The 25915-nt window shown below is 60.4% G+C and carries 16 protein-coding genes; 10 read left to right on the top strand and 6 right to left on the bottom strand.

The features are described from left to right. Positions 1-134: 134 nt before the first annotated feature. The 5 genes from ACIPIZ_RS18345 to cobG form a co-directional block, all read right to left on the bottom strand. Positions 135-7211: a TcdA/TcdB pore-forming domain-containing protein gene (locus ACIPIZ_RS18345; RefSeq protein WP_401166527.1), complete on the bottom strand. Its 7077-nt coding sequence runs from the start codon at positions 7209-7211 to the stop codon at positions 135-137. A gap of 407 nt (positions 7212-7618) precedes the next feature. Beyond that, positions 7619-9319: a precorrin-3B C(17)-methyltransferase gene (cobJ, locus tag ACIPIZ_RS18340; RefSeq protein WP_401166524.1), complete on the bottom strand. Its 1701-nt coding sequence runs from the start codon at positions 9317-9319 to the stop codon at positions 7619-7621. Then, a complete protein-coding gene (locus ACIPIZ_RS18335; RefSeq protein ID WP_401166521.1) occupies positions 9319-10053 on the bottom strand; it encodes a precorrin-2 C(20)-methyltransferase in 735 nt (244 codons plus the stop codon). Before ACIPIZ_RS18335 ends, cobJ begins: the two co-directional genes overlap by 1 nt. After that, positions 10050-10676, bottom strand: a complete 627-nt coding sequence (locus tag ACIPIZ_RS18330; RefSeq protein ID WP_064388739.1) for a precorrin-8X methylmutase — start codon at positions 10674-10676, stop codon at positions 10050-10052. Before ACIPIZ_RS18330 ends, ACIPIZ_RS18335 begins: the two co-directional genes overlap by 4 nt. Continuing rightward, complete coding sequence (cobG, locus tag ACIPIZ_RS18325; protein WP_401166517.1) at positions 10669-11967, bottom strand: precorrin-3B synthase; 1299 nt, start codon at positions 11965-11967, stop codon at positions 10669-10671. Before cobG ends, ACIPIZ_RS18330 begins: the two co-directional genes overlap by 8 nt. Positions 11968-12099: 132 nt before the next feature. Between cobG and cbiE the strand changes: the two genes are divergently transcribed. The 9 genes from cbiE to ACIPIZ_RS18280 all read left to right on the top strand — a co-directional run bounded on the left by cbiE (position 12100) and on the right by ACIPIZ_RS18280 (position 20900). After that, positions 12100-13311: a precorrin-6y C5,15-methyltransferase (decarboxylating) subunit CbiE gene (gene cbiE, locus ACIPIZ_RS18320; protein ID WP_401166514.1), complete on the top strand. Its 1212-nt coding sequence runs from the start codon at positions 12100-12102 to the stop codon at positions 13309-13311. Continuing rightward, complete coding sequence (locus ACIPIZ_RS18315) at positions 13304-14401, top strand: cobalt-precorrin-5B (C(1))-methyltransferase (RefSeq protein ID WP_401166511.1); 1098 nt, start codon at positions 13304-13306, stop codon at positions 14399-14401. Before cbiE ends, ACIPIZ_RS18315 begins: the two co-directional genes overlap by 8 nt. Continuing rightward, positions 14398-15126, top strand: a complete 729-nt coding sequence (locus ACIPIZ_RS18310; protein WP_401166508.1) for a cobalt-precorrin-6A reductase — start codon at positions 14398-14400, stop codon at positions 15124-15126. The genes ACIPIZ_RS18315 and ACIPIZ_RS18310 overlap by 4 nt, the downstream gene beginning before the upstream one ends. Before the next feature lie 341 nt (positions 15127-15467). Then, positions 15468-15779, top strand: a complete 312-nt coding sequence (locus tag ACIPIZ_RS18305) for a hypothetical protein (protein WP_064388729.1) — start codon at positions 15468-15470, stop codon at positions 15777-15779. A 47-nt stretch (positions 15780-15826) separates the two neighbouring features. Then, entirely contained in the window at positions 15827-16225 is a 399-nt protein-coding gene (locus tag ACIPIZ_RS18300; protein WP_064388727.1) for a DUF2946 domain-containing protein, read from the top strand. A 48-nt stretch (positions 16226-16273) separates the two neighbouring features. After that, on the top strand, positions 16274-16753 hold the full coding sequence (locus ACIPIZ_RS18295; protein ID WP_401166504.1) for a copper chaperone PCu(A)C: 480 nt from the start codon (positions 16274-16276) through the stop codon (positions 16751-16753). 21 nt (positions 16754-16774) lie between these two features. After that, on the top strand, positions 16775-17227 hold the full coding sequence (locus ACIPIZ_RS18290; RefSeq protein WP_401166501.1) for a DUF2946 domain-containing protein: 453 nt from the start codon (positions 16775-16777) through the stop codon (positions 17225-17227). 84 nt (positions 17228-17311) lie between these two features. Continuing rightward, entirely contained in the window at positions 17312-19432 is a 2121-nt protein-coding gene (locus ACIPIZ_RS18285) for a TonB-dependent copper receptor (RefSeq protein ID WP_401166500.1), read from the top strand. Positions 19433-19532: 100 nt separating this feature from the next. Next, positions 19533-20900, top strand: coding sequence for a PepSY-associated TM helix domain-containing protein (locus ACIPIZ_RS18280; protein ID WP_401166497.1), 1368 nt, complete (start codon positions 19533-19535; stop codon positions 20898-20900). 82 nt (positions 20901-20982) lie between these two features. Here the strand turns inward: ACIPIZ_RS18280 and ACIPIZ_RS18275 are convergent, their stop codons facing one another. Further along, complete coding sequence (locus tag ACIPIZ_RS18275) at positions 20983-24321, bottom strand: hypothetical protein (RefSeq protein ID WP_401166494.1); 3339 nt, start codon at positions 24319-24321, stop codon at positions 20983-20985. Positions 24322-24625: 304 nt separating this feature from the next. On the opposite strand from ACIPIZ_RS18275, the gene urtA reads away from it, so the two are divergent. Continuing rightward, a complete protein-coding gene (urtA, locus tag ACIPIZ_RS18270; RefSeq protein WP_064388716.1) occupies positions 24626-25891 on the top strand; it encodes an urea ABC transporter substrate-binding protein in 1266 nt (421 codons plus the stop codon). The last annotated feature ends 24 nt before the right edge of the window (positions 25892-25915 follow it).

Raw genomic sequence — 25915 nt, 5'->3', positions numbered from 1 at the left:
GGTCTTTATCATCACGACATTCAGAAAAAATTACATATCTAAAAAATCACATTTAATCGCGCTACTTTCAAGCGCCATTCAATTGCAACAGTTTAAAAACGAACAGAAACCATCAACTAACTTGCACTTGCGCCTCAGGCTGTAACTACAGGCAGTAACTGCTCGAGCGTCGCCCCGGTTTGGGCATTTGGAACACCCCGCAACCACTGCACCAGTCTGAAAACCGGGTAGGAATTTTGCCCTTCGAACCCGAGGAAGACGTTGCCACGCAACGCTGGATCGACCGAACACACATCGCGCAGGATGAGGCTGTGCTGGCGATCCGGATCAACGATGAGCAAATGCTCGCCGACCTCCGACAGTTGCAGTTTCCCCGGCGCATCCACGGCCCAGATCAACTTGCCGGGAATCGCCGGACTTTCGCCGGGGCCTGGCCGACAATCGACAATTACAGAGTCCAGTCGCAACCAGCAGGCTTTTGACAGGTGATAGCTCACACCGCCCTGTCCCATGCGCAAAACCAGACGCCTTACGTCATCGGCGATCAGCGGCAGCAGGTCGTTGACCTTGTTCTGCCCCTCAACCACGAGCACTTCGGCGTTGCGCTGCACATAGTCAAAAGGACCGATGCTGTCGCGACCGGGATAGACAGAAACGCGATGTGCCCGGGGTTCATGCAACAGCACGTTGCCATAGCAGGTGCCGAGCAGTTCGCAGTCGCCGGGCAGGTCATGACTGGCCACTCGAATCATCCGTGCGTTGGCCACGTCATACCATTGCAGAACGTCCGCCCCTGATTCCACAGCGATGAACTCACCATGCTCGGCGATCTCCAGCAATGCTTGCAGCGACTCGAGCAAATGCTCCGCGTGTGCCCTTGCCCAGCGCTGGTCGACGCCAATGACCCGCTCCGTCTCCTGATAGCGCAATTGGAGTGATACACCTTCCACCGACATGCCGCGCAAGCCGGAGCCTTCATTGGTCACACCACCGAACCGCCAGTCGTCCCACTCGGCCTGCGGTGCCGGCAACCAGTCGCCCGCCAATAATTGTTGACCCTTGCCAAATGCTTGCTCGAGTTGTCGGCTATCGAAGAACGTCTGGTTCCAGATTTCACCGCTGGTAACGTCCAGCAGCCACGCTGCCTTGTTGTCCGGCGTAACGCCGAGCAAACGCACTTCTTTGTCGTGGCCCAGATCGCACAGCAACAAGCGATTGTCCAGGTACCAGGCGCACAGGTTGCGCTCACCGCTTGTGTTGCGCACGCCGAGAATGGCGAAGCTGTTGACCGGATACTTCTGCGCCAGCTCCTCCAGCGCCGACCACCACTGTGTCCGTCCTTTGAGCCAGCCCTCACTCAGCCCACCCAGCTGCACTTCACCTTCTGCGGTCAGATTGAAGAACAGCCCTTCGTCGGTCAGCGCCAGATAGCCGCCCTCGACTGCCACCACGTCTTTGAGTCCGGCCGGCTCTACCCACTGATGACGCCACTGCGACGGCCAGCGCTGATCGGCGCCGGACAAACTTCGCTGTACCCGACAAAGCTTCTGCGCCGCCCTGTCGTAAATGAAATACAGGTTCTGTTGATCATTTGCCGGTAACAACAGCAGATCGGCCAATTTGCTGATCGAGTCTTTCCAGCCACGAACGTACCCGGCCGCAATAAACGGATGAATGCACAGGCGATCACGGCTGCGGATCCAGACCAGATCGCGTTTGTCCGGGTCGAACGCCCAGCAGACTGAAACGTAAGTAGCCGGTTGCCAGTCAAGCGTGGCGACCCCATCGCGCTCGGGCACCGTCGACAACGGCACATAGTTACCGAGCACCTGCGACCAGTCCTTTAGCGCCTGCTGGGCGAAGACCCTTTTACCCAAATCGCGGTCCATGTCACGGGTGACCGAAGTGAGCTGCAGTTGACCGTCATGCAACAGGTAGTTGAATTGCGTGGTGCTCTGATCAGGGCCCGTCCACTGTTGCTCGATATGAATCACACCTTGGTCGTCGACGTCGATTCGGCGGATGCTGCACTGTCCGTGCATCACCAGCATCCGATAACAGAATTGCAGCAGGCCGCTGACGGCATCGACCTGCCAGATCACATAGTTCTGAGGTTCGTAAAAGAACGCCGAACCGTCGACAACAGCCGCCAGTAATGCTTCATCGGCCTGCAACACTTGCTCATTGCGGATATACAGAAACCGCTCCCCGGCCGCGTCGTACCAGGCGGTGGTGTGACGCGGTTGGTGTGCGGACTCGAACGGGATCAGGTAGTTGTGCAGCGGTGTGTAAGGCAGGACCAGCCGATGTTCGCTTACCAGTGACTGATAGTGTTTGAGCAAGCTCTGTTCGTCCTCACCGGCTGGTGCGGTCTGTTCGAGAATCAGCAACTGGCCACGAGCGCGATCGACCCTGAACAGCTGCCGGTCGGTCAGCCGGATCAGCACTTCATGCCGCCCCTTGCCGGACAACGTTACCTTGACGCCGCCAATAATGATTTCCCCGCCGACCAATACCTGGACATCACGCTCGGTGGCCCAGGTCGCCACCAGCGTCCAGCTAGATAACTGCAAGCTGGGCGACTCGAGCTCAACATTGATTCCGCGATTGAGGATCAGTGAGCAGGATGCACCCCCACCTTTAATCCGGTAAGACAGGAACGCATGCCAGTCCGCAGGCGCCAACGGCACTGCCAGCGCACGCTCGTTTGCGTCCAGAAGAATCTCGATCACAGTTGGCCGATACGCCGGCGTCAGGCGATTAACGATGTAGTGAGTGGGAAACGAGTAGAAAGAAAACAGAAACTGCCACTGCCCCTCCCGATCCTTTTTTTCCAGACGCCGCGCTGTGTCGAAACCGGTGTCGTGGCGCAAGGTAGAGAAAGGCAACGCCTTGTATAGATAGCCGTAACACGTTTGCGGCGTGCATGGCAGCACCACGAGTTGCCCCACAGGTAGCGCCAGCTTGATGGTGCCAGGTAATCCCAGTTCGCGTTGAAGATTGAGCGCTTTCTGGTAGTCCGGATTAAAATCCGGCACCCCGAAATGATCACGCAGTCGATACAGTTTCGGGCTATCCAGCGTCAGGGTTGCGCGGTTGAAATCCAGGGTTTTCACGATCATCGCAGGATTTGCAGTCCAGCCACCCAAAGCATCATCGTAGCGATAACCCACACCCCGATAGGCAGTCTCCAGATTGTCGAAAAACAGCCCAACCGCCTGAGCCTGTTGCGCGATGTTGGCGAACCCCTGGGCCAGTGCAGCGACACCGACAGCCAGACCGCCGAGAATCACACCGGCGCCACCGAGTACTGCCGCTGCAGTCGCGGCGCCCGCAGCTGCCGCACCGATGCCACCGGCAGTCAATGCCAGGCTGGTGTAGTCAAAGGCCAGTTGCGTGCCGTACTGCGCCCGCTCGATTTCGTTGTCCGCCATCGTCAATTGATAAATGTCGAAACCGACATTCGCCAGCCCGAGGATTATTCCCACACCTTCGTTGAGAACATGTCCCAGCGCCTCGCCAACCACCGGCGCACAAGTGCGGGCGATGACCTTCTCTTCATTCAGCGCTGTTTTCATCAGGCTGATCAGGCCGGCAACGTCCGTGATATTGCCGTGCGCCAGCTGTGCGTAATTGACGTAGGCATGCAGCCGCACGGCGGTGGTCAATGTGCGGTCGTCACCTTCCCGCCCGCGCAAGGCATTCATCAATGCCTGAATCGTGAACCCGGTATTGAGGGTGTGAACGGCGTCAGCCTCAACCAACCCCGGCGCGGGCTTGGTGCCAAGGGTCGAAAACAGCTCTGACAGATAGTTCTTGATTCTCAACAGACGATGATCCGTGCTGGTCACCTCGACTGCATGCTCTGTTTGCAAAGGATCGATCAGCCAGATCCGGTTCTTCCCGTCGGGGGTTATCGTGAGGGTTTCGAACAACGGCACCAGCGGTGTCACCGAGGTGTGCAATGCCTGCAACGCGTCAGTCGCGTGGGCGATCTGCTGCCCCCACCAGTGGCTGTCGAGGTCGCGCAGACTGCGTCCCAGATGTGGATTGCTGACCAGCGATTGACCGCGCGCACTGTTCAGGCGCTGGCGAATCGGGCGTCCCGCATACTCCGGCAGTACATTGTCGGACTCCAGCAACTGCCTGACACGAAACCCGTCGGACAGCTCTTGGGCCGATATCTTCTGCCCTTGCAGCTCAATCAGATCAAACGTCGGGCGCGCTTCATCACCATAGGCCACATAATATTTCGCCAGGCCCTGCGCCTGGAAAAAGTCGATCAACGCATGCTGGAACAGGGCAGGGTGATTGAACTCGAACACGCCGAAATTGGGATCGTAGAAATGATAAGTCGCCTGATCGCCATCAAAGGTTTTCGCCACCAGCATGGCGTGGTTGTCGGAGTTGAGCATCAGCGTCCGAGTGCTCTCGTACGCTTCAAGCGTGGCGCCGAGCTGCTGTAGATCAACGCGCCCCAAGGGACTGCCGACTTCGTGCAACTGCACGCCACGCAACTCCTCAAGCGCTCGCAGAAACATCGCTGATTCATTTTGTTGCGGCTCGGCGGTCGCCAGGAAGAAGCGCTCGCGCAATCTTCGCGACGCCGCTACGCCCTGCTCAAGAGCCGCACTCATGATCAATGCCAGCGGATAACAGCGAGCACCGGGGTCACCCGGCCCAGCAAGCAACAGATCCTGAGGCACAAGCTTGACTTCACTGGCCTCGATCTGACCCAGCACCTGACCGAGCTGCAGGATCACCTGATCACGATGCTCTCGCGTCGCCACCTCTTGAACATGGGCGACATGACGCCCCCATTGAAACAGCGTGTGCGCCTGTGACAGCGCCGCTCGTTTCAACGTCAGCGCGCTGCCCGAGGATACTGGCGGCTGATCGGCATGACTGGCGAGGCCGGCCATGAACGCCGCTGCACGTTGCTGGTAAAGATGGCGCTCAATAGCCGCATAACGCACTGAAGCCCCAACTTCAGCGACGTTGTTGGCGAGGTTATCGAGGTCGGCAACGACCGACTTCAAGCTTTGATTATCCAGTGAACGCACACCCAACAGCTGGCCCAGCAGCGCCCGCTGCAAGGCACTGACCTGGAAAAACTCCAGTGTCCCCTCGGCAATAGCGCTCAGTACTTCATCCAGCGCCAGCCCCTGAGTCTGCGCATCACCGAGCGACGCAGGTGCTCGCAGGTCAATGGGCTGAGCCTTTATAGCCTCGCGATCATCGAAACCGAGCCCGGGACCTGACGGAAAAACCAGCGGGCCGTTATGGCCTCGCCTCATCGCTGCCACAAATGGCTCTCCGAGCCTGTCCATCATCCGTTGCAGGACATCCACCAACAACACTGGCCGACCCTCGATAACCGGCCAGCCTTCCTCGAACATGACAGTCTGCTGCGTGAGCAACGCGTCAATATCGCCATTGTAACGCGCGCTGAATTGCCCTTCCCGCCAGCGCTGCTGCTCGTCGAGCACCCATTGCTCAACATCGCTGGCATTGTCTTTCCAGGAATGGTCCTGCTCCTCCTCGGTCTTGTCGTTTATCATCCAGAGCGGCTCGATCGCCGCCTCCAGACGCAGTTGCTCTTCCTCTCGCGGGACGAAGTTGTGCCGGTGGTAATCGGCCATGCCATCGCGCATTGCGGCCGGACCGGTCAGATAGATGGTCCATTCGCTCTGCGCACGTATACCGTCGCTGTAGTAACCCGCCACTGCCAGAGCCAGATAGCTGGCCGCCACATCTTCGCTCATCGACAGCTCGGCGAAAGAGCCGTAGGCCTGCTCGAGCACCTCACGCGACAGCACTGACATGTTGTCGAAATCGCTCAAGGCAACGCCGCGTTTCTCTGCCAGGCGGGCCGTCTGGTCGATGAGTTGGTAATTAAAGCGAAACCGCTCAATCACACTTTTGAGCATCGGCGCTCCCGCATGAGCCGCCAGGAAGGAGTTGCTCAACGTGCTCTGCACGGCAACGGCACGCAATGCCTGTGGGCGTGCGAGCAGTTCGGCCGGAGCTTGAAATACCTCGCTCAGTACCGGGTTTTTCCGGGCAAAGGCATCCAGCGCGGAGCGGTGTTCCTCGGGAATTCGCCCCAGATAATCGCTGTAACCATCACGCCGTGCCTGGCGTCCCGGCATCCAGTGCGGGTTGTGGTCGAGCAGCAGTTGCAGGACGCCAAGGCGCGCATCACCGCCGAACAAGCTGATGTCGACGCCCCCGAGGTTCTTGACCAGCGGCGGCAGGTTATCGACATCGGCATATCCGCCCCCCTCGTTGTACAAAGCTTCGGCACGGACCACATCGGAGGCGGCAGCCAGATTCCCCCGAAGCCGGGTCTCGCGATCGTAGATATCCTGCAATTGCAGCGGCGTGTCGAGGTCATGCAGATCGCGCAACTGCAGATCGTTTCCCGCCAGATCCAGCAGGCTGCGCCGGTTTTGTTCGATCAGCCCTTCCAGATGCGCGGCATCCTGACCATAGGCGCGAGTCAACAGGTCGGCCCGCGCTTCATCAGCAGACATCCCCCGTTCCCGCGCCGCGTTGATGTGCATGAACATCTGCTGCTTCAGGGCGATGGCCCGTTCCTCGTACAGCGTGCCCAGCTCGGCTTCGGAAACCTTTGCGCTGCCGCCGTGCTGCATCGCATCAGCCTTGGCAGCCTCGACGATCAGCTTATTGGTTTGCCAGGCCAGTAGTGCGTCACTGTCATACCAGAGATGGAGACTGTAGCCGTGTCCGCTCAACACCTGTCTCCACAGGTTGAGATAGTCATGCTGGATCGCGCCGAGACCGCCACCAAGCCAGACAAAGTGCATATTCTTCGCAATCGCCGTTGCAGCACTTGCCTCATAGGCAAGGGTGTTCTTCAGCCGGGTCTCGAAGGCCTGAATATTGTCGTAGATACGCGGCAATGAGCCCTTAGCGTGTGCTTCGGCCGGTTGTGCAATCTGACCCTCGATAGATCGACGTACGCGGGGCATTCCGATCAACTGGCCCAGCGACTGCTTGAGCAATGCCAGGGGTTCGAGCAAGCGCGGGGAATCGAGCAAGCCGACACAGGCAAAGTAATAACGCCACACAGACTGATAAGAGTCACTGTCTTTGTGCGACAGCATTGCCTGTTCCAGATCCGCCTGTTTGAACAAGTTGATAAAGTTGACATAGCCACTAGCATCTTGCGGTCGTTGATCCTGCATGAAAGTTCCTTCTTTACCCTGACCGATTTCATGAGTGCCCGCTGGCACTTGCATATCGGTCAAACTAACGACTGGAGAACAAACACTCAAACTCCAAGACTTTCAATACATGTCAAGACAGGCAACTTTAAAACAACTAATTACATTTGCAAAAGTAACCAGGCATTACCCAAAACCCAGATATAACCCAACACAATCAACCGAGACATAAAACCAACTAGCCTGACTCTTTGCGTCTATCTATCTGGATACAAGATAAGTCGGACAAAATATAAGTAACAGGAAAGCTCCCACAACCAGGCGGAGCAAATCGTACAGGGATTGTCGATGAATACGACACGGGAAAACCGGCAGCAATGCTCACGGGACGCGGGCGTGGCGAGGGAGCCAACTCCCTCGCCAACTGCTCAGGACAGCGGTTTTTCGCCGTACCAGCGCGGTGTGTACACCCACTCGCCACCTTCAGCCTTGGGGAAGGTACAAGTGGTCGAGGAGCCAATCAGCACCATGGTGCGCATGTCCACCTGGTCCGGGGTCAATTGCCCAAGCGTCGTAACCCGCAGGGTTTGCCCCGGCCGACCGATGTCGCGTCCTAGCACTACCGGTGTTGCGGCGACACGATGTCGCGCGACAATTTCCAGGGCGCGCCCCAGTTGCCATGGACGCGCTCGCGAAATCGGATTGTAGAAGGCCAGCGCCAGATCGGCCTCGGCGGCGAGGTCCAGGCGCTTTTCGATGATCGACCACGGTTTGAGGTTGTCCGACAGCGACATCACGCAGAAGTCATGCCCCAGCGGTGCACCCGCCTGCGCCGCCGTCGCGAGCGAGGCCGAGACACCCGGGAGGATTTCCAGATCGACGCGGTGCCACGCCGGGTCGTCCGACTCGTGCAGAGCCTCAAGCACTGCAGCGGCCATGGCGAACACGCCGGGATCACCCGAAGACACCACGATCACTGAACGGCCCTCGGCCGCCAGCCGGAAGGCATGTCGCGCGCGCTGCATCTCTTCGCGGTTGTCGGTGCAGTGTTGCACCTGATCGTCGCGGAACGGGCCAGCCATACGCACATAGGTTTCGTAGCCGAGCACATCGGTGGCTCGCGCCAGTTCGGCTTTTACCGCTGGCACCATCAATTCGGCAGCGCCCGGGCCGAGGCCGATGACGGCCAGACGACCGCGCGGGTGGCCGATGCTCGAAACATCCAAGGGCTGTTCGCCAATCACCATCGCCAGGTGGTTGGCGTTGACGACCCGGGCCTGAGGCAGCGCAGTCTGCGCCAGCGCAACAACGTCAGCTGGCGCCGCGACAAAGCGCAGCGGCACACCGAGTTCAAGCGCCGCTTCACGCAAATGCGCCGAAGCCATTTCGCTGTCGGCCGCCACCAGGCACGCCAACGATTGCACGGCGACTTTGGCCTGTTGCAACGCCGTACGAACGGCGTTTGGCAGATCCGCCACCTCGGCAACTACCGCTACCGCAACACTGCGCGGATAGATCAGCAACTCATCAGCACTCGCTGCACGCTCGGCACTGCCGACATGGATCGAGCGCTGCGCCTGCGGATCTTCCGCCAACTGCGCCTGATCCAGCCACGGCGCCGCGCCTTCAATGCGCACGCTATGCCCGGCCAGCAGATCCGAGACAAAGCGCTTGCCCAGTTCCAGATCGCCCAGCGCGTAACCTTCGGGAGGATTGAGCAGGCACGTGCCGAAGCGCAGTTCACCACTGGTGGTAATCGCCGCCGCCACATTCAGCCCGGCAGCGATCCTGCGGGCCATGGTGTTCACGCCACCGAGGCCACCGAGCAGCGGCACCACCGCGCTGCCGTCTTCAGCAACCGCGAGTACCGCAGGTTCGGCGCCCTTCTCCAGCAGCAACGGCGCCAGGGTTCGAATGATAATGCCTGCCGCGCACAGGGCGATGATCGGCGTGTCCTGTTGATACAACTCACGCAGGGTTGCGCCGAACTCCTGATACGTGCGGTCGGCACCTTCAACGCGCCCGGCGAGACCATGGATCAGCGCCGTCGGATACAGCTGTCGAATATTGCGCGCAGTGGCCAGCGCGCCCTGTCCGAGGATGACAATGGCCGGTGTCGATTGAGTCATCAGCCTTGCCACCGTTCGCCCGGGACGATAATCAGCGAGAAGTACGGCGAAGACATCGGCTCGACCTGATCCAGCGGCACAATCTTCTGATTGGCCATCGTCGCGCGCTCGACATACAGCGCGCGTTCAGCGAGGCCAAGTTCTTCCAGTACCGCACGGACCTTGGGAAAGTTGCGTCCAAGCTTCATGATCACCGCCGCGTCGGCATCGGCCAGACGCCGCTTCAGATCGTCATGCGGCAACACACCGGAGAGCACTGACAGGCTCTGATTGCGATACACCAGCGGCGCACCGAGCACCGATGCACCACCGAGCATCGAGCACACGCCCGGCACTACTTGCGCTTCGTAACGCGTGGCGAGGCGGTCATGCAAATACATGTAGGAGCCGTAGAAGAACGGATCGCCCTCGCAGATCACCGCGACATCGCGCCCGGCGTCCAGATGGGTCGCGACGTCTTCGGCCGCGTCGTCGTAGAAGTCACTGATCACCTGCTCGTAGGACAGCGGTGCCGGCAGCACTTCGGTGGTCACCGGGTACACCAGCGGCAGCAGATTCTGCGCATCCTGCAAGTGCGCCTCGATGATGCCGAAGGCGTTGCCCTTCTTGCCCTTGGCGACGAAGTACGCCACCACCGGCGATTCGCGCAGCAGGCGCAGGGCCTTCACGGTAATCAGCTCTGGATCACCAGGGCCGACACCAAGACCGATCAAACGTCCTTTTACCTGCATCATTCGATCTCCGTGGCGAGAGCATTCACTGCAGCGGCGGCCATGGCACTACCGCCAAGACGGCCTTGCATGATCACAAACGGCACGCCACGACTGTCCGCCGCCAGCGCCGCTTTCGACTCCGCAGCACCGACAAAGCCCACCGGAAAACCGAGGATCAGCGCTGGTTTCGGTGCGCCGGCATCGAGCATTTCCAGCAGATAGAACAGCGCGGTCGGCGCGTTGCCGATCACCACCACGCTGCCTTCCAGGTGTGGACGCCACAGTTCCAGCGCCGCCGCCGAGCGGGTATTGCCCAACTCCCGCGCCAGTTCCGGCACGCTGTCGTCGCGCAGGGTGCAGATCACCTCGTTGTTGGCCGGCAGACGCGCACGCGTCACGCCCTCGGAGACCATCCGCGCATCACAGAGAATCGGCGCACCGGCGGCCAGCGCATCGCGCCCGGCCTTGCCCGCGCCTGCGGAAAACTGCAGACCGTCGACCGCCTCGACCATGCCGCAGGCGTGGATTACCCGCACCGCGAGTTTTTCCAGGTCGGCCGGGATGCGCGCCAGATTGGCCTCGCTGCGAATGATCGCGAAGGAATTGCGATAGATCTCCTGACCGTCGCGAATGTAATCAAGCATCAAGGGGGCTCCGTGAGCGGGCGTCGAGCAGGGTCGCGGCCACTTCAATAGTAAGGTTGCGTGCGTGCAGCGCGCCGAAACCCGGCAGCGTGGCATCGCGAAAATAGAGGTCGTAATGACCGGGACTGACGGCCAGCAACGTCACCGGGGCACAGTGCGCGGCAGCGCAAGAGCGCGTGCAGCCACTGAGATGCAAGTTGAGGGCAGAGGGCAGCAACGTCGCCAGATGGCGGGCGTCCTGCTTGGTGTCGGCCAGGCCTTTGCCGCAGCCATTGGAGCCAGTGCAGGCGATCAGGCGTGCAAGGGGTTCGGCAGCGCGGGTCAACAGGTTCAGTTGCTCAAGACCTTCCAGCACCTTAGCCGCATCGCTTACTTTGACGTCCGGCACCAGCAGGCTTTGCCAGGGAGTGAAACGCAGGCTGCCATTGCCGAACTGGCGGGCCAGTTGCGCGGCCCCGCGCAGCATTGCCGGATCTAGACGGCCCAGCGCCGGCACTGCACCGATGTACAGCCGGCCCGGTGTATTTTGCCGATGAACGCCGATGTGCAGATCGTCCGCCACGGCTGTGCGCTGCCAGTGGCTGAGCGCCTTGATCGGCAAACGCCTGCCCAGTTGTTCGATAAATGCCGACAGCGGCAACTCGTCGAGCAAATGGCGCATGCGCGTCTGTTCGGGACGTGCCGACTCAAGAAACAATTCCAGCACCGCAACCACCAGCGCATGTCCGTGTTCCGGCGACACCGCGCCCAGTGCCCGATCCGTCGGGCATCCGGCCAGACCGAACGCCAGCAAGGTTTCACCGTCACGCTCGAACGCCGACAACCACAGGTCGTGGGGATGTTCGAGCATCGCCAGCGCTTCACCGCCATCCAGTTGCACGGCGAACTTGGCGCTCAACTCATGAAAGCGTGGATGGCTTTGCAAGGTGTCGAGGATCTGCCCGGCGAGGCCGCGCGTGTCGATCTGCATCTGCCGATCAATCCCGGCAGCGGGGCTGAGCATCAGGTTGCGTACATCGTCACCGGCCGCCGTGCGCGGGCCGAGGCCGGCAGCGAGCAAACGCTCGATCAGCGCTGCAGATTGCTCACCGATCCCGCGAATCTGCAGATTGGCCCGGTTGGTCGCTTCAATGGCCCCGCCAGCAAACTGTTCGGCGGCATCAGCCACCGCCTCGGCCTGATCGGCGCTGATCGAACCGCCATTGAGCTTGATCCGGCAGATGCCGCCGTCCAGTGCCTGGACGATACGCAGCAACCCCGGGCAGGCCGAGGGGCGTAAAGCGGTGGACATCGGGCGTTCGTTCAAGGGGCTGACCGGCTGCGTGGGAAAGGCGCTTCGCGGGCGAAGGCGCGGTATTATGCCTGCTTTGTCCGCTGGCATGAAAAGTCTGCCCGTCGGAACGGCGTGTTTAGAGGAATATAGATGTCACCCTGGCTGACGGTAGTGGGAATCGGTGAAGACGGCTTCAAGGGCCTGGGCAAAAACGCCCGGCGTGCCCTGCTGGGCGCCTCGCGGATCGTCGGTGGCCAGCGCCAACTGGATTTGCTGCCGGTGTGTATTCGTGGCGAACGCCAGTTGTGGCCGAGTCCGTTTTCCCTCGCGCCCGTGCTCGAACAGCGGGGCGAAGCGGTCTGCGTATTGGCCAGCGGTGATCCCATGTTTTACGGCGTCGGTGCGAGCCTCGCCCGTCAGGTGCCGAGCGACGAGATGCTGATCCTGCCGGCGCCGTCGTCCTGTTCGCTGGCCGCTGCCCGCCTCGGCTGGCCATTGCAGGATGTGGTGACGCTATCGTTGGTAGCCCGACCACTGGCCGCGCTCAATGCGCAGTTGTTCAGCGGTGTACGCCTTTTGCTGTTGAGCAACGACGGCCAGAGTCCGGCGGCTGTTGCGCAATTGCTCCGTGAGCGCGGATTTGGCTCGAGTCGCATGAGCGTGCTTGAGCATCTTGGCGGTGACGCCGAACGGCGCATCGACAGCACCGCCAATGCCTGGAATGCGACGTCGGTGGCCGACCTCAATGTCATCGCTATCGAATGTCTGGCCGACGTCGACGCCCCGCGCCTGTCACGTTTGGCCGGACTGCCGGATTCGGCCTTCCAGCACGACGGCCAGTTGACCAAACGCGATGTGCGCGCCATCACCCTCGCCCGCCTCGCCCCGACCCCCGGCGAACTGCTCTGGGATGTCGGCGCCGGCAGCGGCTCGATCGGCATCGAGTGGATGCGCGCACACCCGAGCTGCCGCGCCTTGGCCATCGAGGCCGACGGAGGTCGCCAGCAACTGATCGAACACAACCGCGATGCGCTGGGTGTACCCGGTCTGCAATTGATTCGCGGCAAGGCTCCGCAGGCTCTCGCCGGACTGGAGCGCCCGGATGCGATTTTTATCGGTGGCGGCGTCACCCGTGAGGGCGTGTTCGAAACCTGCTGGGAACAGCTCAAACCCGGTGGCCGACTGGTCGCCAACGCGGTAACCCTGCAAAGCGAAGTGGCCCTGATGAACTGGCGCGAACGTTACGGCGGCGAGCTGACGCGCATCCATGTCGCCCAGGCGCAGCCGCTCGGCGAGTTCGATACCTGGCGCCAAGCGTTGCCAATCACTCTGCTCGATCTGGTCAAACCCCTCGATGCGTGACGAAACCGCCGAACAACCTGCGCCCCTGCGCAGCGGCCTGACCACCGGCAGCTGCGCCACCGCCACCAGCCTTGCCGCCGCGCGCCTGTTGCTCGGCGGGATTTCAGCCGATGCGGTGCAGATCGTGTTACCCAAAGGCAAGCAGGTGCAGATGCGCCTGGAATTCTGTCGTTTAACCGATGACGGCGCCGAGGCCGGGACGATCAAGGATGCCGGTGACGATCCCGACGTCACCCACGGTGCCCTGCTCTACTCGAGGGTGCGACTACTAAGCGAGCCGGGGATTCGCTTCAATGCTGGTGCCGGCGTAGGCACCGTGACTCGGCCGGGCTTGGTCCTGGGTGTCGGGGAACCGGCGATCAACCCGGTGCCACGCAAAATGATCAGCGATCACCTGACGCTGCTCGCCGCCGAGACCGGTTACGGCGGCGGCTTCGACGTCACGGTCAACGTCGAGGGCGGCGAAGCACTGGCGCTGAAAACCATGAACCCACGGCTGGGCATTCTCGGTGGATTATCGATCCTCGGCACCAGCGGCATCGTCCGGCCGTTTTCCTGTGCGGCTTACATCGCTTCGATTCATCAAGGCATCGACGTGGCGAAAACCAACGGTTATCTGCACATCGCCGCGTGCACCGGCAACGCCAGCGAAGACACCATGCGCCGGGTCTACGATCTGCCGGAAATCGCCCTGATCGAAATGGGCGATTTTGTCGGTGCAGTGCTCAAGCATCTGCGCAAAGTGCCTGTGGATAAACTCAGCCTGTGCGGCGGCTTCGGCAAGATCAGCAAACTGGCCGCCGGGCACATGGATCTGCACTCGCGGCATTCGAGTATCGACTTGCCGCAACTGGCGGAGTGGGCCGCTGCGATTGGCGCCGATGAGGCGTTGCAGCAAAGCATTCGCGGGGCCAATACCAGTCAGCAGGCGTTGGCGATGGCCAGTGCGGCGGGGATCGCCCTCGGTGATGAGGTGTGTCGTCACGCCCTGAAGTTTGCTCGCAGCGTGGTGCCCGCGCAGGTGCAGGTCGAGGTGTTTGCGATCGATCGTCAGGGCGGGATTGTCGGGCATGCCGGAGGTTTTGCATGAAGCGGATTTTGCTGCTCGGCGGCGTCACGGAAGCGCTGGCGATTGCTCGCACGCTGGGGCCGCAACATGTCTACAGCCTCGCCGGCGTTGGCCGGGTGCCAACTGATCTGACTTGTCAGGTGCGCGTTGGTGGCTACGGGGGCGCTGAAGGTCTGGGGCAATTCATTCGTGACGAAGGCATCGATCTGCTGCTCGACGCCACGCATCCCTATGCCGCACAGATCAGCCAGAACGCCGCGACCGCCGCGCGACTGGCCGACATCCCCTGCTGGGCTTTGCGCCGTCCGGCATGGCAACCGCAGCCCGGTGATGACTGGCGCGAAGTCAGCGACTGGGCCGAGTTGATCACTGCCCTCAAACCCTTTCGTCGCCCCTTGTTCACCCTCGGCCGCGAACCGCTGCAACACCTCGATGAAATCCCCGCCGACCAGTTCTGGACCCTGCGCGCCCTCGACGTCTACCCGGGCAATGAACGCTGCGAAGTGATCGGTGCGCGGGGGCCGTTTCTGCTTGAGGATGAGCGCGCACTGTTCGAGCGGCGGCAGATCGATGTGCTGATCAGCAAGAACAGCGGCAGCGCCGCGACCGAGCCGAAGCTGGAAGTGGCGCGTGAGCGTGGGGTGCCGGTGCTGGTGTTGAAGCGGCCGGGGTTGCCGGGGGTTGATCGGGAGTTTGCCTCGGTCGACGAAATTCTCGCTGCCCTCGCGACCTTTAACCGTATCTGAAAATAAGCACAGATATCACGGCCGCCTGCGCCGGCAAGTCGAATCGTCGCACCGCCGCTCCCACTGGGTTCGCGGGGTAAACAGGCTATGTGGTTACCACCGACCAGTGTGGGAGCGAGCCTGCTCGCGAAGACGTCGGCAAAGTCTGCACATCATTGCCTGACCCACCGCTTTCGCGAGCAGGCTCGCTCCCACAATGTCACGGGCTCGGCCGGATATCTGACGTTAATCCTACAAACGCGCCGGACACTGCCCACAACAACTTAACGAATCACTGACTATCGGCAGCCAGCGTCCACCTCTACGCTCAACGTCTTTGATTCCGAGGGCTTACACATCCAATGTCAGAAAAATTCTCCCGTTTCGACGTCAAGGATTACCTAAAAACACCTGTCGATCTTAGCGAATACATCAAGGGCTGTGAGATCGAAGACTCAGGCGATGGGCAGCTCAACCGAGTAGCACTTCGAGACGTCAAGCAGACCATTCGTGCACGAATAGAAAGCGACTCGAATTTCGCCCAGGCAATGCGAATCGAAGCCGCTACACTCATTTATAACGGCGAAATCGAGCTGGGGCGCAGGCTTCTCAAGCTCTTGCAGGAAGCGCTGCGACACCAAACCGCACGACGCTTTTTTACTTATCGGCCCTGATCAGGCTAAATAGCCGCGCCTGATCGCCCACCCAATGGATCTGTCCCATGAACCGACACCGGCTAGCAATTGCCTGGATCGCCTGCTTTGCAGTGCTGTTCAACATGCTCGCCATGCCGATGACCGGGGCGATGGCGCAGGCGGCCAATTCACCGGCCGAACAATTGCTCTGGAGCAGTTTCTGCACCGGCAGCGGGACGAAGATGGTGGCGATCGACATCGGCGCCACCGATCAGAAAGCTCCGCTCGAAGACACGCATTCGAACATGCAGCATTGCTGGTGTTGCTCAGGCTCGGCGCCACTGGTGGCGCTGCCGGGGCATTCGCCGCAGCTGTATTTCGCCCGTTACGAAAGTAATCGCAGCGTGGCGCCCGCCTTGCTGCAAACACCCACGCCGCGCCAGCAATGGCCGAGTCTCAATCCCCGCGCCTCCCCTCTGGTTTGATTTGTTCGCGCAATTGACCTGCGTTTCAAATCGTTCTGGAGAACTGCCATGTTGAACAAACTCATCGTCGTCGCTGCGCTGCTGTTGCCGGCGTGCTTTGCCCATGCTCACGAATACAAGGCCGGTGAGCTGGAAATCGCCCATCCGTGGTCGCAAGAGCTGCCGCCGAATGCGCCGACGGTCGCCGCCTATTTCATCATTCACAACGCCGGCAAGACGGACGATCGCCTGCTCAGCGTCGACTCGCCCATTGCCCCCGAAGCGCAACTGCACGAGCACGTCATGCAGGGCGATCTGATGAAGATGCAGCAAGTGCCGAGTGTGGAAATCCCGGCCGGCGGCAACGTGACATTCGCGCCGATGGCCTGGCACGTGATGCTGCTCAACCCGACCGATCGCAGCCTGCTCAGCGATGGCAAACGCTTCCCGCTGACGCTGCATTTCGAGAAGGCCGGTGACGTCACCGTCGAAGTCTCGGTGCAGAAGAAACCACCGGAAACCACGCAGACCCACGCGCACGCCCAGTAAGTCTTCCGGCAGACTCCGCCCATGCGCCCGCTGAGCGCCAGGCCCTCCCGGCAACGCCGTCAGACTCAACACCTGACCCGCGGCAGCTGGATCGCCCTGTTCGCCATGTTGATGATCTTCATCGGCCCACTGATTTCTCAGTCGATGCCGATGGATCAGCACACCTCGACATCGATACCGATGCCGATGAGCATGGACATGTCGATGGACATGCCGGGCATGGATCACAGCGGCCACGACGCCAAGCCCTCAGCCGAACACTGCCCGCCACAATCCTCGCACCACGTGCTGTGGGAAAAGTGCGGCTATTGCAGCCTGCTGTTCAATTGCCCGGCACTGACCGGCGGCGGCGATTTCGTCGCCTTCAATATTCCGCCGCTGAACACCTTCAGCCCGCCCTCGCCACGCCTGGGTCATGCCCGGCAGACCTTCTTCCCCGGCGCCCGCAGCCGCGCCCCGCCCGTCGCCACGTAAACACGCACCTTTGATTGCACACGGTTGAGAAGACAGCTTCAGGCTGCCGGCCGTGTCGTTTACGACTGTTTGATGGAAATTGTCATGTCCAGGTTTACTGCTGTTCCACGCTTGGGTTCTGCCCCGGCGTCCTTCGCTCTGAACGAATCGCGGGTTCGTTTCAGGCACGCTACCGCCGTCCTTTGCGGCGTCCTGCTGTCACCGCTGGTACTGGCCGATGATCACGCCGGCCACAACGAAGAACTCAGTCCAACGGTGATCACCGCAATTGCGCCGAGCTCGCCACTGACCATCGTCACCAATCCAAAAGATCCGCGCCAACCGGTGCCGGCCAGTGACGGCGGTGATTATTTGAAGACCATTCCGGGCTTTGCGCTGGTTCGCAATGGCGGCACCAACGGCGATCCGGTACTGCGCGGCATGTTCGGCTCGCGTCTGAATATACTCACCAACGGCAGCATGATGCTTGGTGCCTGCCCGGGGCGGATGGACGCGCCGACCTCGTACATCTCGCCGGAAACCTACGACAAACTCACCGTGATCAAAGGCCCGCAAACCGTGCTTTACGGTCCGGGCGCATCAGCGGGCACGGTGCTGTTTGATCGCGAGCCGGAAAGCTTCGGCGAACTCGGTACCCGCGTGAACGCGAGCATTCTGGCCGGCTCCCACGGCCGCTTCGACAAGGTCGTCGACGCCGCTGCCGGTGGCCCGTTGGGTTACGTGCGCGTGATCGGCAACACCGCGCATTCCGACGATTACCGCGACGGCAACAACGACATCGTCGCCTCACGCTACGACAAGTGGAACGGCGACGTCGCGGTCGGCTGGACGCCGGACGCCGACACCCTGATCGAACTCACCGCCGGTAAGGGCGATGGTGAAGCACGCTACGCCGGGCGCGGCATGGACGGTTCGCAGTTCCTGCGTGAAAGCCTCGGCCTGCGTTTCGAGAAATCCAACATCACCGACGTGCTGGAGAAACTCGAAGCGCAGGTCTACTACAACTACGCCGACCACGTGATGGACAACTACACCCTGCGCACGCCGTCCGGCACCGGCATGATGGCGGGACCAATGGCGTCCAACGTCGACCGCCGCACCCTTGGCGCGCGAATCAAAGCCACCTGGCGCTGGGCCGATATTCAACTGATCACCGGCCTCGACGCGCAGACCAATGAACACCGCCAACGCAGCGGCATGGGCATCGACACCTACAAGAATCAGCCGTACAGCAAGGACGCCGACTTCCATAACTACGGCGTGTTTGGCGAAATGACCTGGTACGCCGCCGACCGTGATCGCCTGATCACTGGCGCCCGCGCCGACCGCGCTTCGGCCAAGGATTATCGGCAAACCACCGGTTCCGGAATGATGTCCCGCCCCAACCCGACCGCCGACGATAGCCGTGCCGACATCCTGCCCAGCGGTTTCATCCGCTACGAGCATGACCTGGCCGACAGCCCGACCACGCTCTATGCAGGCCTCGGCCATGCACAACGCTTCCCGGATTACTGGGAGCTGTTTTCGCCCAAGTCCGGCCCGGCCGGATCGCTCAATGCGTTCGATTCGATCAAACCGGAAAAGACCACCCAGTTCGATTTTGGCGTGAACTACAAGAGTGCTGAACTCGAAGCCTGGGCCTCGGGTTACATCGGCGTGGTACGCGATTACATCCTCTTCGACTACACCCCGGGAATGATGGGCATGAGCACCTCGCGCGCCGAGAACATCGACGCGCGAATCATGGGCGGTGAACTCGGTGCCGCGTACAGACTCACCGACCACTGGAAAGCCGATGCGACCCTGGCCTACGCCTGGGGCAAGAACAGCAGCGACGGCACGGCCCTGCCGCAAATGCCGCCACTGGATGCACGCTTCGGTCTGACCTATACCGAAGACAACTGGAGCGCTGGCGCACTGTGGAGGGTGGTTGCCGCGCAAAACCGCATCGACCAGAACAAGGGCAACGTGGTCGGCAAGGATTACGACAAGAGTTCGGGCTTCGGCGTGTTCTCACTCAACGGTGCCTATCGGATCAACAAACACTGGAAGGTCAGCAGCGGCGTCGACAACCTGTTCAGCAAGGCTTACGCCGAACACCTGAACCTGGCGGGCAACGCCGGATTCGGCTACCCGGCCAACGACCCGCAAGCGATCAATGAACCGGGGCGCACGCTCTGGACCAAGGTCGACATGAGTTTCTAACAAGAAAAGTCAAAAGATCGCAGCCCGCATGTACCCCTGTAGGAGCTGCCGAAGGCTGCGATCTCTTGATCTAAAAAATTCGCCCAGCGGAGCACACGTGATGAAACAGCCCAAACCGAATTTCTACAACCTGGCCTGGCGTTGGCATTTTTACGCCGGTCTCTTCGTTGCCCCCTTCATGGTGATGCTGGCCCTGACCGGCATCATCTACCTGTTCAAACCGCAACTCGATTCACTGATGTACAGCAGCCTGCTCAACGTCCCTGTCGGCCATCACAGCGTCTCGGCTGATGACCTGTTGCAACGGGTAAAAAGCGCTTATCCACAAGGCCAGGTCAGCCAATACCTGCCGCCGGTCAACGCCGAACGCAGCGCACAGTTTGTGGTGAAGAATGCGGGACAGGAACTCAACATCTTCGTCGATCCGTACCACGGTGACATCCTCGGCGAGCAGGATGCCAAGCAAAATCTGCAAGCCATCGCCCGCGCCATCCACGGCGAACTGATGATCGGCACTGTCGGTGACCGCCTTATCGAAATGGCCGCCGGCTGGGGCGTGGTGCTGGTGGTGTCCGGCCTGTTCCTGTGGTGGCCGCGCGGCCAGGCTGCGGGCATTTTGTGGCCCCGGCTGAACAGTCGCGGTCGTGTGTTGTGGCGGGATCTGCACGCGGTCACCGGTTTCTGGGGCGCGACATTGCTGCTGGTGATGCTGCTCAGCGGCATGACCTGGACCGGTTTCTGGGGCAAGCAATATGCGCAAGTGTGGAACGTGTTCCCGGCGGCGATGTGGGACAACGTACCGACCTCCGACGTCGAAGCGCGCAGCCTCAACAGTGCCACCCGTCAGACCGTACCATGGGCGATGGAAAACACGCCGATGCCAATGTCCGGCGATCACGCCGAACACATGGCCCAAGACGGCGCCGATGCCGGCCCGGCGGAACCGACCATCAGCCTGCAAAACGTGCAGAACATAGCCACAGGACGCAACGTCGAACCTGGCTACAGCATCACCTTGCCGACCACCGCCACGGGCGTATTCACCATTGCCGTGTTCGCCGATGACCCGCGCAACGATGCGACCCTGCACGTCGATCAGTACACCGGCAAGGTCCTCGCCGACGTGCGTTTCGAGCAATACGGTGTCGTTGCTCGCGCTACGGAAATTGGCGTGATGCTCCACGAAGGCAAGATGTTCGGCACCTTCAACCAGATTGTCGTGCTGCTGATCTGCCTGATGATTCTGCTCAGTGCCGTCAGCGGCGTGGTGATCTGGTGGAAGCGCCGGCCACAGGGCAAGTTCGGCGTGCCGCCGCTGCGCCATGATCTGCCGAAGTGGAAAACCGGCGTGGTGATTATGCTCGCGTTGGCGGTGATTTTCCCGCTGGTGGGGGCTTCGCTGCTGGTGGTCTGGCTGCTGGATCGGCTGTTGCTGTCGCAATATTTTGCAGAAAAGACGGCCGCCTGACGCTGCTGGAAGGCGCGTTTTTTGAACGTTCATGTGGCGCGGAAGTTTGCCCCGACCCTGACAGACTTCCGCGCTGATGGTGTTACAGCTCGTCCCGGACCGGTCTATGAGTTGGTGCCGGTGCCTGCTGACGCGACGTTCGCCATTTGGTGCCGACTCGCCCCTCCTGGTTCCAGTAGTACGCGGCTTTCAGCACCCGCAGTTCAGCAATACCGGCCAGTTGTGAGATGAATTCACCCGGCGAAAGTCGCGTCTCCCACTGGCCGTTGACAAGCTCCACGGGGCGGGTCGACAGCAAACGGCGCTCCGCTTCGGAATAGAGGGGAGCGTATTTGATCAACGCGCCGTGCGGGGTCGAGTAATAGTGTGCGTGGATGTCGAATCCTTTGGACTTCAACGCAAATGTATGGGCAAACACCATCTCCGGCGAGGCGTAATTGGCGTAGACCTTTTCCGGGTCGGCGGCCATTGGCGTGTTCCCGGAGAAATACAGCTGGTGACTGGCGATCAATGCATAGCCATCGGGAAATTGCGGCGCTCTGTTTCTGGGGGTCGCTGCCTTCAAGGTGCGGAAGATGCGATCCATCGCTTCCAGAGATTCGCTTTCCGCCAGCGGCTCCAGCGCAACATAAGCGTTGGCTGTGGACTTGGCCAGAATCGCACTTTCATACACCGTTTTCTGTGCATAGGCGCTGCCGGCCCGAGACTGCGCATAACGGGCGGCATCGTCGGCATGGTGATAAATCGGCCCCAAAGGAAGCTCGGGCTGATTGGCCCAGTGTTCTTCAGGTGAGCGGTCTTTCATCCTCGGTTCCCAGTCAGCCCCCACATCGCCAACACGCGACCAGAAGGGGCTCGGGATCAGAACTTCAAGTTTGCCGACATGGGCCAACTGGCGGATGTAGCTCGCCAGCGAGAAGGTTGCCCGGGCAATTTTTTGCCAGAAATACTCAGCCCTCTTAGTAGATCCGAAGCGGTTTGGACGCGACTGGATCTGACCAGACTTGTCCAGCGGTGCGTCCGTATCGAAAGGCGACATCTCATAGCGCAGCAACGCGCCATCTGAACAGGAAAAATAGATCGGCTTATACCCCTGAGGTGAATAGACGGCTGTATGCGCCCGGCTCAAGTCCAGTGGTGAAAAAAAATGTCGATAATCTTCGTCTGTCAGGCCTGCGGGTTGATCGGGAGCGCGCAGATACAAGCCGTGAAGCGTGTGACGGTCAGGCAATGAACCCTGTGGAAAAATTTCGTCAATCGTCAGTTTGTCCTCTCTCACCTCTTGCGGGAGGCTCGCCACGTAGTGACCGCTGCGGGCGTTGGTCAGGAGGGCGCCAAAGCGCAACTCGCCGGTTCGCCCGGGTTGTTCATGAACGAAACGCGCAACGCCCAACGCTTGGGTGAACAGCGGACTGCAGGCAGGATTACTGACGGTTGGTGAATCGACAGATGCTTGCCGCATAGGGGCGAATGCCGTGATCGCTCCCGGATTGCCCCACAGTTTGCTCCCAACGACCACAGCCAATTTGCCACTCTTCACCAGGTCTTTCACCCAGTCTCGTGGCAGCAACCAGCCATCGTGAATTTTCTGTTTGATGAGCGAGGGCCGCATGCCCGTGAGCATATCCATGCCCAATTTCTTGAAAATTCCCGTCAGAAATTTATGCCCGATATTTGCCAGGAAACGGATGATTGCGCCATCAGGACAGAACAGATACTCCTCCAGACGCTGGATGTCCCACAGGAAAGCGGTGCAAACCACGTCCACCGAAAGCATGTTCCGGTACACCTGTTTATCGACTTCGCCCAGCAGAATGGGCAGCTCACGGGCAACCCTGGAGCGATACCGGCCAACGACAGTACAGCCCACCGGAAACGCTCCCTGACTGACACTGGCGTCTGGAAAGATGAAATCGATTTCGAAGTCTTCCTCCAGGATCGCAATCGGATCGGTGGCCACGAACAAGCCGTCCGGGCGTTTCAGGATCAACCCGCCGTATGCACGCTGGGTGCCGGAAGGAATCTTGCCCCGTGCTGCGATCGCTGCGTCATCGGCGCTCAGAAAAACCGCCCCCAGCGCCAATCGCTGAAGGTTTTTGCGGGGGTACCAGTATCGGTCGACCGTACCTTTACGATCCCAGCACAGACTGGTGCGCAACACACTCAGCTCACCGCTGTTGGCAACGACCCTGACAAAGTCGGTAGTCGACACCTTGCCGGAGGCCAGGTTGCTCTGAATGGCCTCCAGACCCATCAATGGCACATCGTTATCGAACAGCCGGGTGTCTTTGCGCGGTGTGTATTTAAGAAGGACTCCATCCCTGGGCGCGATGTAGGTCGTGATCGTTGCGCCGGTCTCGACTTGCGGATGTTTTTTTGCGTTGTAGACCGAAACAAAAAGATCCCGCGGTTCAATGAAGTTGTGCCCCAACCAGTTTTTTGAAACGCCTTTGGCGTGTTTGATTCGTGGGCGTGAGTAGAAATACGAATGCACGGCGAAAGACTCGGGGAAGCGATACCCCCCCGCAACGCCAGAAGCAGGGAACAGGCTACTCAGCGCAAAAAGTACATTCCGTTCCTTGTCCACCGGCACCAGTTCCGAGGCAATGTATTGCTGTTTGCCCTTTTGCTTGAGGATGAAACCAAACCAAATTTGATCATCGTCGTGCGACGCGGTATCGCGCAGATAACAATCTTGCGCGGCGTCATCTGCGCTCGCGAATATCGCCCCAAAAGAAGTTCGCTGGGGGCGCGTTCGTTCCCATGAGTGAACGAGGATGAACGATTGCGACGTGATCCGCCCCCTTGGTCGCCAGTTGTTGTTGCTGACCACGACCTCCAGTTCCCCCGCCTGGGCCACCTTGGAAACCAGACGATCCGGCGGGGCTGACGCTGACCCAAGCGGTCCCGGTGACTCGGCAGTACCCAGCTGTTCAAGCAGCGCCGCCGCGCTTTGCGTGTCAGGTTTGAAAACGATCAGGCTGTCATGCGCCCCTGAAAGGTACGCTGTCATTTGCTCATTGAGCAGAAATCGCAGTTGCGGCGCATTGAACATCAGCAAACTGGTGATGGCCTGGGCTCGTTGCCAGCCATGGTTGGCGACAACTTGCACATCGAGCATCGACAGTGCCACATGGGAATAGAAGAAACTGTGCAAGGTGTGCTGCGGCGCAAAGATCGCCTTGCCCTCTGCGTCCTGCGGATACAGCAGACGGTTGTCCAGAGATTCTGCGGTGATTGCCAGCGGCTCGCTCACCACAAAGCGGCCATCGTCGCGCTTGAAAATACAACTGCCGTAGCCGCGATCCCGACGTGTGCCAACGCGCTCATGGGCGTAACGAGCGGCGTCATCCGCCGACATAAATGCGCCACTCAAGGCCGGACCGGTAGCCGCCCGAACGTGCGGAAAAACTGCTGTCATTGAAATCATCCCTGTTTCAGTTCTAGAGGTACGTCGACCCCGTAGCCTGCCCGTGCCGCGAGCCTCAGTGGCGGTACATAGTTATCGTTTTCGCGATCCCTGCGCTCGCTAGCCCCATACAAGTGCAACGACGTGCCCGCGACCGCTCAGAGTGCCCGACACTGGTGCAGGACGCGTTACGTAGGCCACCCGCCAGTGCTTCAGACCGGGCCTCGCCCGCCTTAGGCACAGCCCTTGCTAAAGCCCCTTCAGTCGTCCGCATCTGCCAACCAAAAAAACTTCAAATGTTCATGGAGATCGCACAATGAAGCGTCGCAGTTTGATCAAGGCTTTCACACTCACGGCATCCATTGCCGCGATGGGCATGACCTGGACTGTCCAGGCCGCCGAGACCATCAAGGTCGGGATTCTGCATTCGTTGTCCGGCACCATGGCGATCTCCGAAACGTCGCTCAAAGACATGGCGCTGATGACCATCGACGAGATCAACGCCAAGGGCGGCGTCAACGGCAAGATGCTTGAGCCGGTGGTGGTCGACCCGGCGTCGAACTGGCCGCTGTTCGCTGAAAAGGGCCGGCAGTTGCTGACTCAGGACAAGGTTGCCGTGGTGTTCGGCTGCTGGACGTCGGTGTCGCGTAAATCGGTGCTGCCGGTGTTCGAAGAGCTCAACGGTCTGCTGTTCTACCCGGTGCAATACGAAGGCGAAGAGATGTCGCCAAACGTTTTCTACACCGGTGCCGCGCCGAACCAGCAAGCGATCCCGGCGGTTGAATACTTGATGAGCGAAGAAGGCGGCAGCGCCAAGCGCTACTTCCTGCTCGGCACCGACTACGTCTACCCGCGCACCACCAACAAGATCCTGCGCTCGTTCCTGCACTCCAAAGGCGTGGCCGACAAGGACATCGAAGAGGTCTACACGCCGTTCGGTCACAGCGACTATCAAACCATCGTCGCCAACATCAAGAAGTTCTCTGCTGGCGGTAAAACAGCGGTGATCTCGACCGTTAACGGCGACTCCAACGTGCCGTTCTACAAAGAGCTGGCCAACCAGGGCCTGAAGGCGACCGACGTACCGGTCGTGGCGTTCTCGGTCGGCGAAGAAGAATTGCGCGGGATCGACACCAAACCGCTGGTGGGCAACCTCGCGGCGTGGAACTACTTCGAATCCGTCGAGAACCCGGTGAACAAGAAATTCGTCGCTGACTGGAAGGCCTACGCGAAGAAACACAACTTGCCGGGCGCCGACAAAGCGGTGACCAACGACCCGATGGAAGCCACTTACGTCGGCATCCACATGTGGGCGCAAGCGGCTGAGAAAGCCAAGTCCACCGATGTCGACAAAGTCCGCGAAGCCCTCGCCGGCCAGACCTTTGCCGCGCCGTCCGGCTACACCCTGACCATGGACAAGACCAATCACCACCTGCACAAACCGGTGATGATCGGCGAGATTCAGGCGGACGGTCAGTTCAACGTCGTGTGGCAGACCGAAGGTCCGGTCCGTGCGCAACCGTGGAGCCCGTTCATTCAGGGCAACGACAAGAAGCCCGATTATGCGGTGAAGAGCAACTGAGGCGGATTCAGTTTTTGAGGTGGG

This window comes from Pseudomonas sp. NPDC087690 (assembly GCF_044743175.1).
Lineage (GTDB): Bacteria > Pseudomonadota > Gammaproteobacteria > Pseudomonadales > Pseudomonadaceae > Aquipseudomonas.
The sequence above is the reverse complement of the archived record's forward strand: the minus strand, read 5'-3'. Positions and strand labels throughout refer to the sequence as shown.

Bases quoted from the DNA above. Each gene is read 5' to 3' on its own strand.
- ACIPIZ_RS18345 (WP_401166527.1), bottom strand. From the start codon at position 7,211: ATGCAGGATCAACGACCGCAAGATGCTAGTGGCTATGTCAACTTTATC.
- cobJ (WP_401166524.1), bottom strand. From the start codon at position 9,319: ATGACTCAATCGACACCGGCCATTGTCATCCTCGGACAGGGCGCGCTG.
- ACIPIZ_RS18335 (WP_401166521.1), bottom strand. From the start codon at position 10,053: ATGATGCAGGTAAAAGGACGTTTGATCGGTCTTGGTGTCGGCCCTGGT.
- ACIPIZ_RS18330 (WP_064388739.1), bottom strand. From the start codon at position 10,676: ATGCTTGATTACATTCGCGACGGTCAGGAGATCTATCGCAATTCCTTC.
- cobG (WP_401166517.1), bottom strand. From the start codon at position 11,967: ATGTCCACCGCTTTACGCCCCTCGGCCTGCCCGGGGTTGCTGCGTATC.
- cbiE (WP_401166514.1), top strand. From the start codon at position 12,100: ATGTCACCCTGGCTGACGGTAGTGGGAATCGGTGAAGACGGCTTCAAG.
- ACIPIZ_RS18315 (WP_401166511.1), top strand. From the start codon at position 13,304: ATGCGTGACGAAACCGCCGAACAACCTGCGCCCCTGCGCAGCGGCCTG.
- ACIPIZ_RS18310 (WP_401166508.1), top strand. From the start codon at position 14,398: ATGAAGCGGATTTTGCTGCTCGGCGGCGTCACGGAAGCGCTGGCGATT.
- ACIPIZ_RS18305 (WP_064388729.1), top strand. From the start codon at position 15,468: ATGTCAGAAAAATTCTCCCGTTTCGACGTCAAGGATTACCTAAAAACA.
- ACIPIZ_RS18300 (WP_064388727.1), top strand. From the start codon at position 15,827: ATGAACCGACACCGGCTAGCAATTGCCTGGATCGCCTGCTTTGCAGTG.
- ACIPIZ_RS18295 (WP_401166504.1), top strand. From the start codon at position 16,274: ATGTTGAACAAACTCATCGTCGTCGCTGCGCTGCTGTTGCCGGCGTGC.
- ACIPIZ_RS18290 (WP_401166501.1), top strand. From the start codon at position 16,775: ATGCGCCCGCTGAGCGCCAGGCCCTCCCGGCAACGCCGTCAGACTCAA.
- ACIPIZ_RS18285 (WP_401166500.1), top strand. From the start codon at position 17,312: ATGTCCAGGTTTACTGCTGTTCCACGCTTGGGTTCTGCCCCGGCGTCC.
- ACIPIZ_RS18280 (WP_401166497.1), top strand. From the start codon at position 19,533: ATGAAACAGCCCAAACCGAATTTCTACAACCTGGCCTGGCGTTGGCAT.
- ACIPIZ_RS18275 (WP_401166494.1), bottom strand. From the start codon at position 24,321: ATGACAGCAGTTTTTCCGCACGTTCGGGCGGCTACCGGTCCGGCCTTG.
- urtA (WP_064388716.1), top strand. From the start codon at position 24,626: ATGAAGCGTCGCAGTTTGATCAAGGCTTTCACACTCACGGCATCCATT.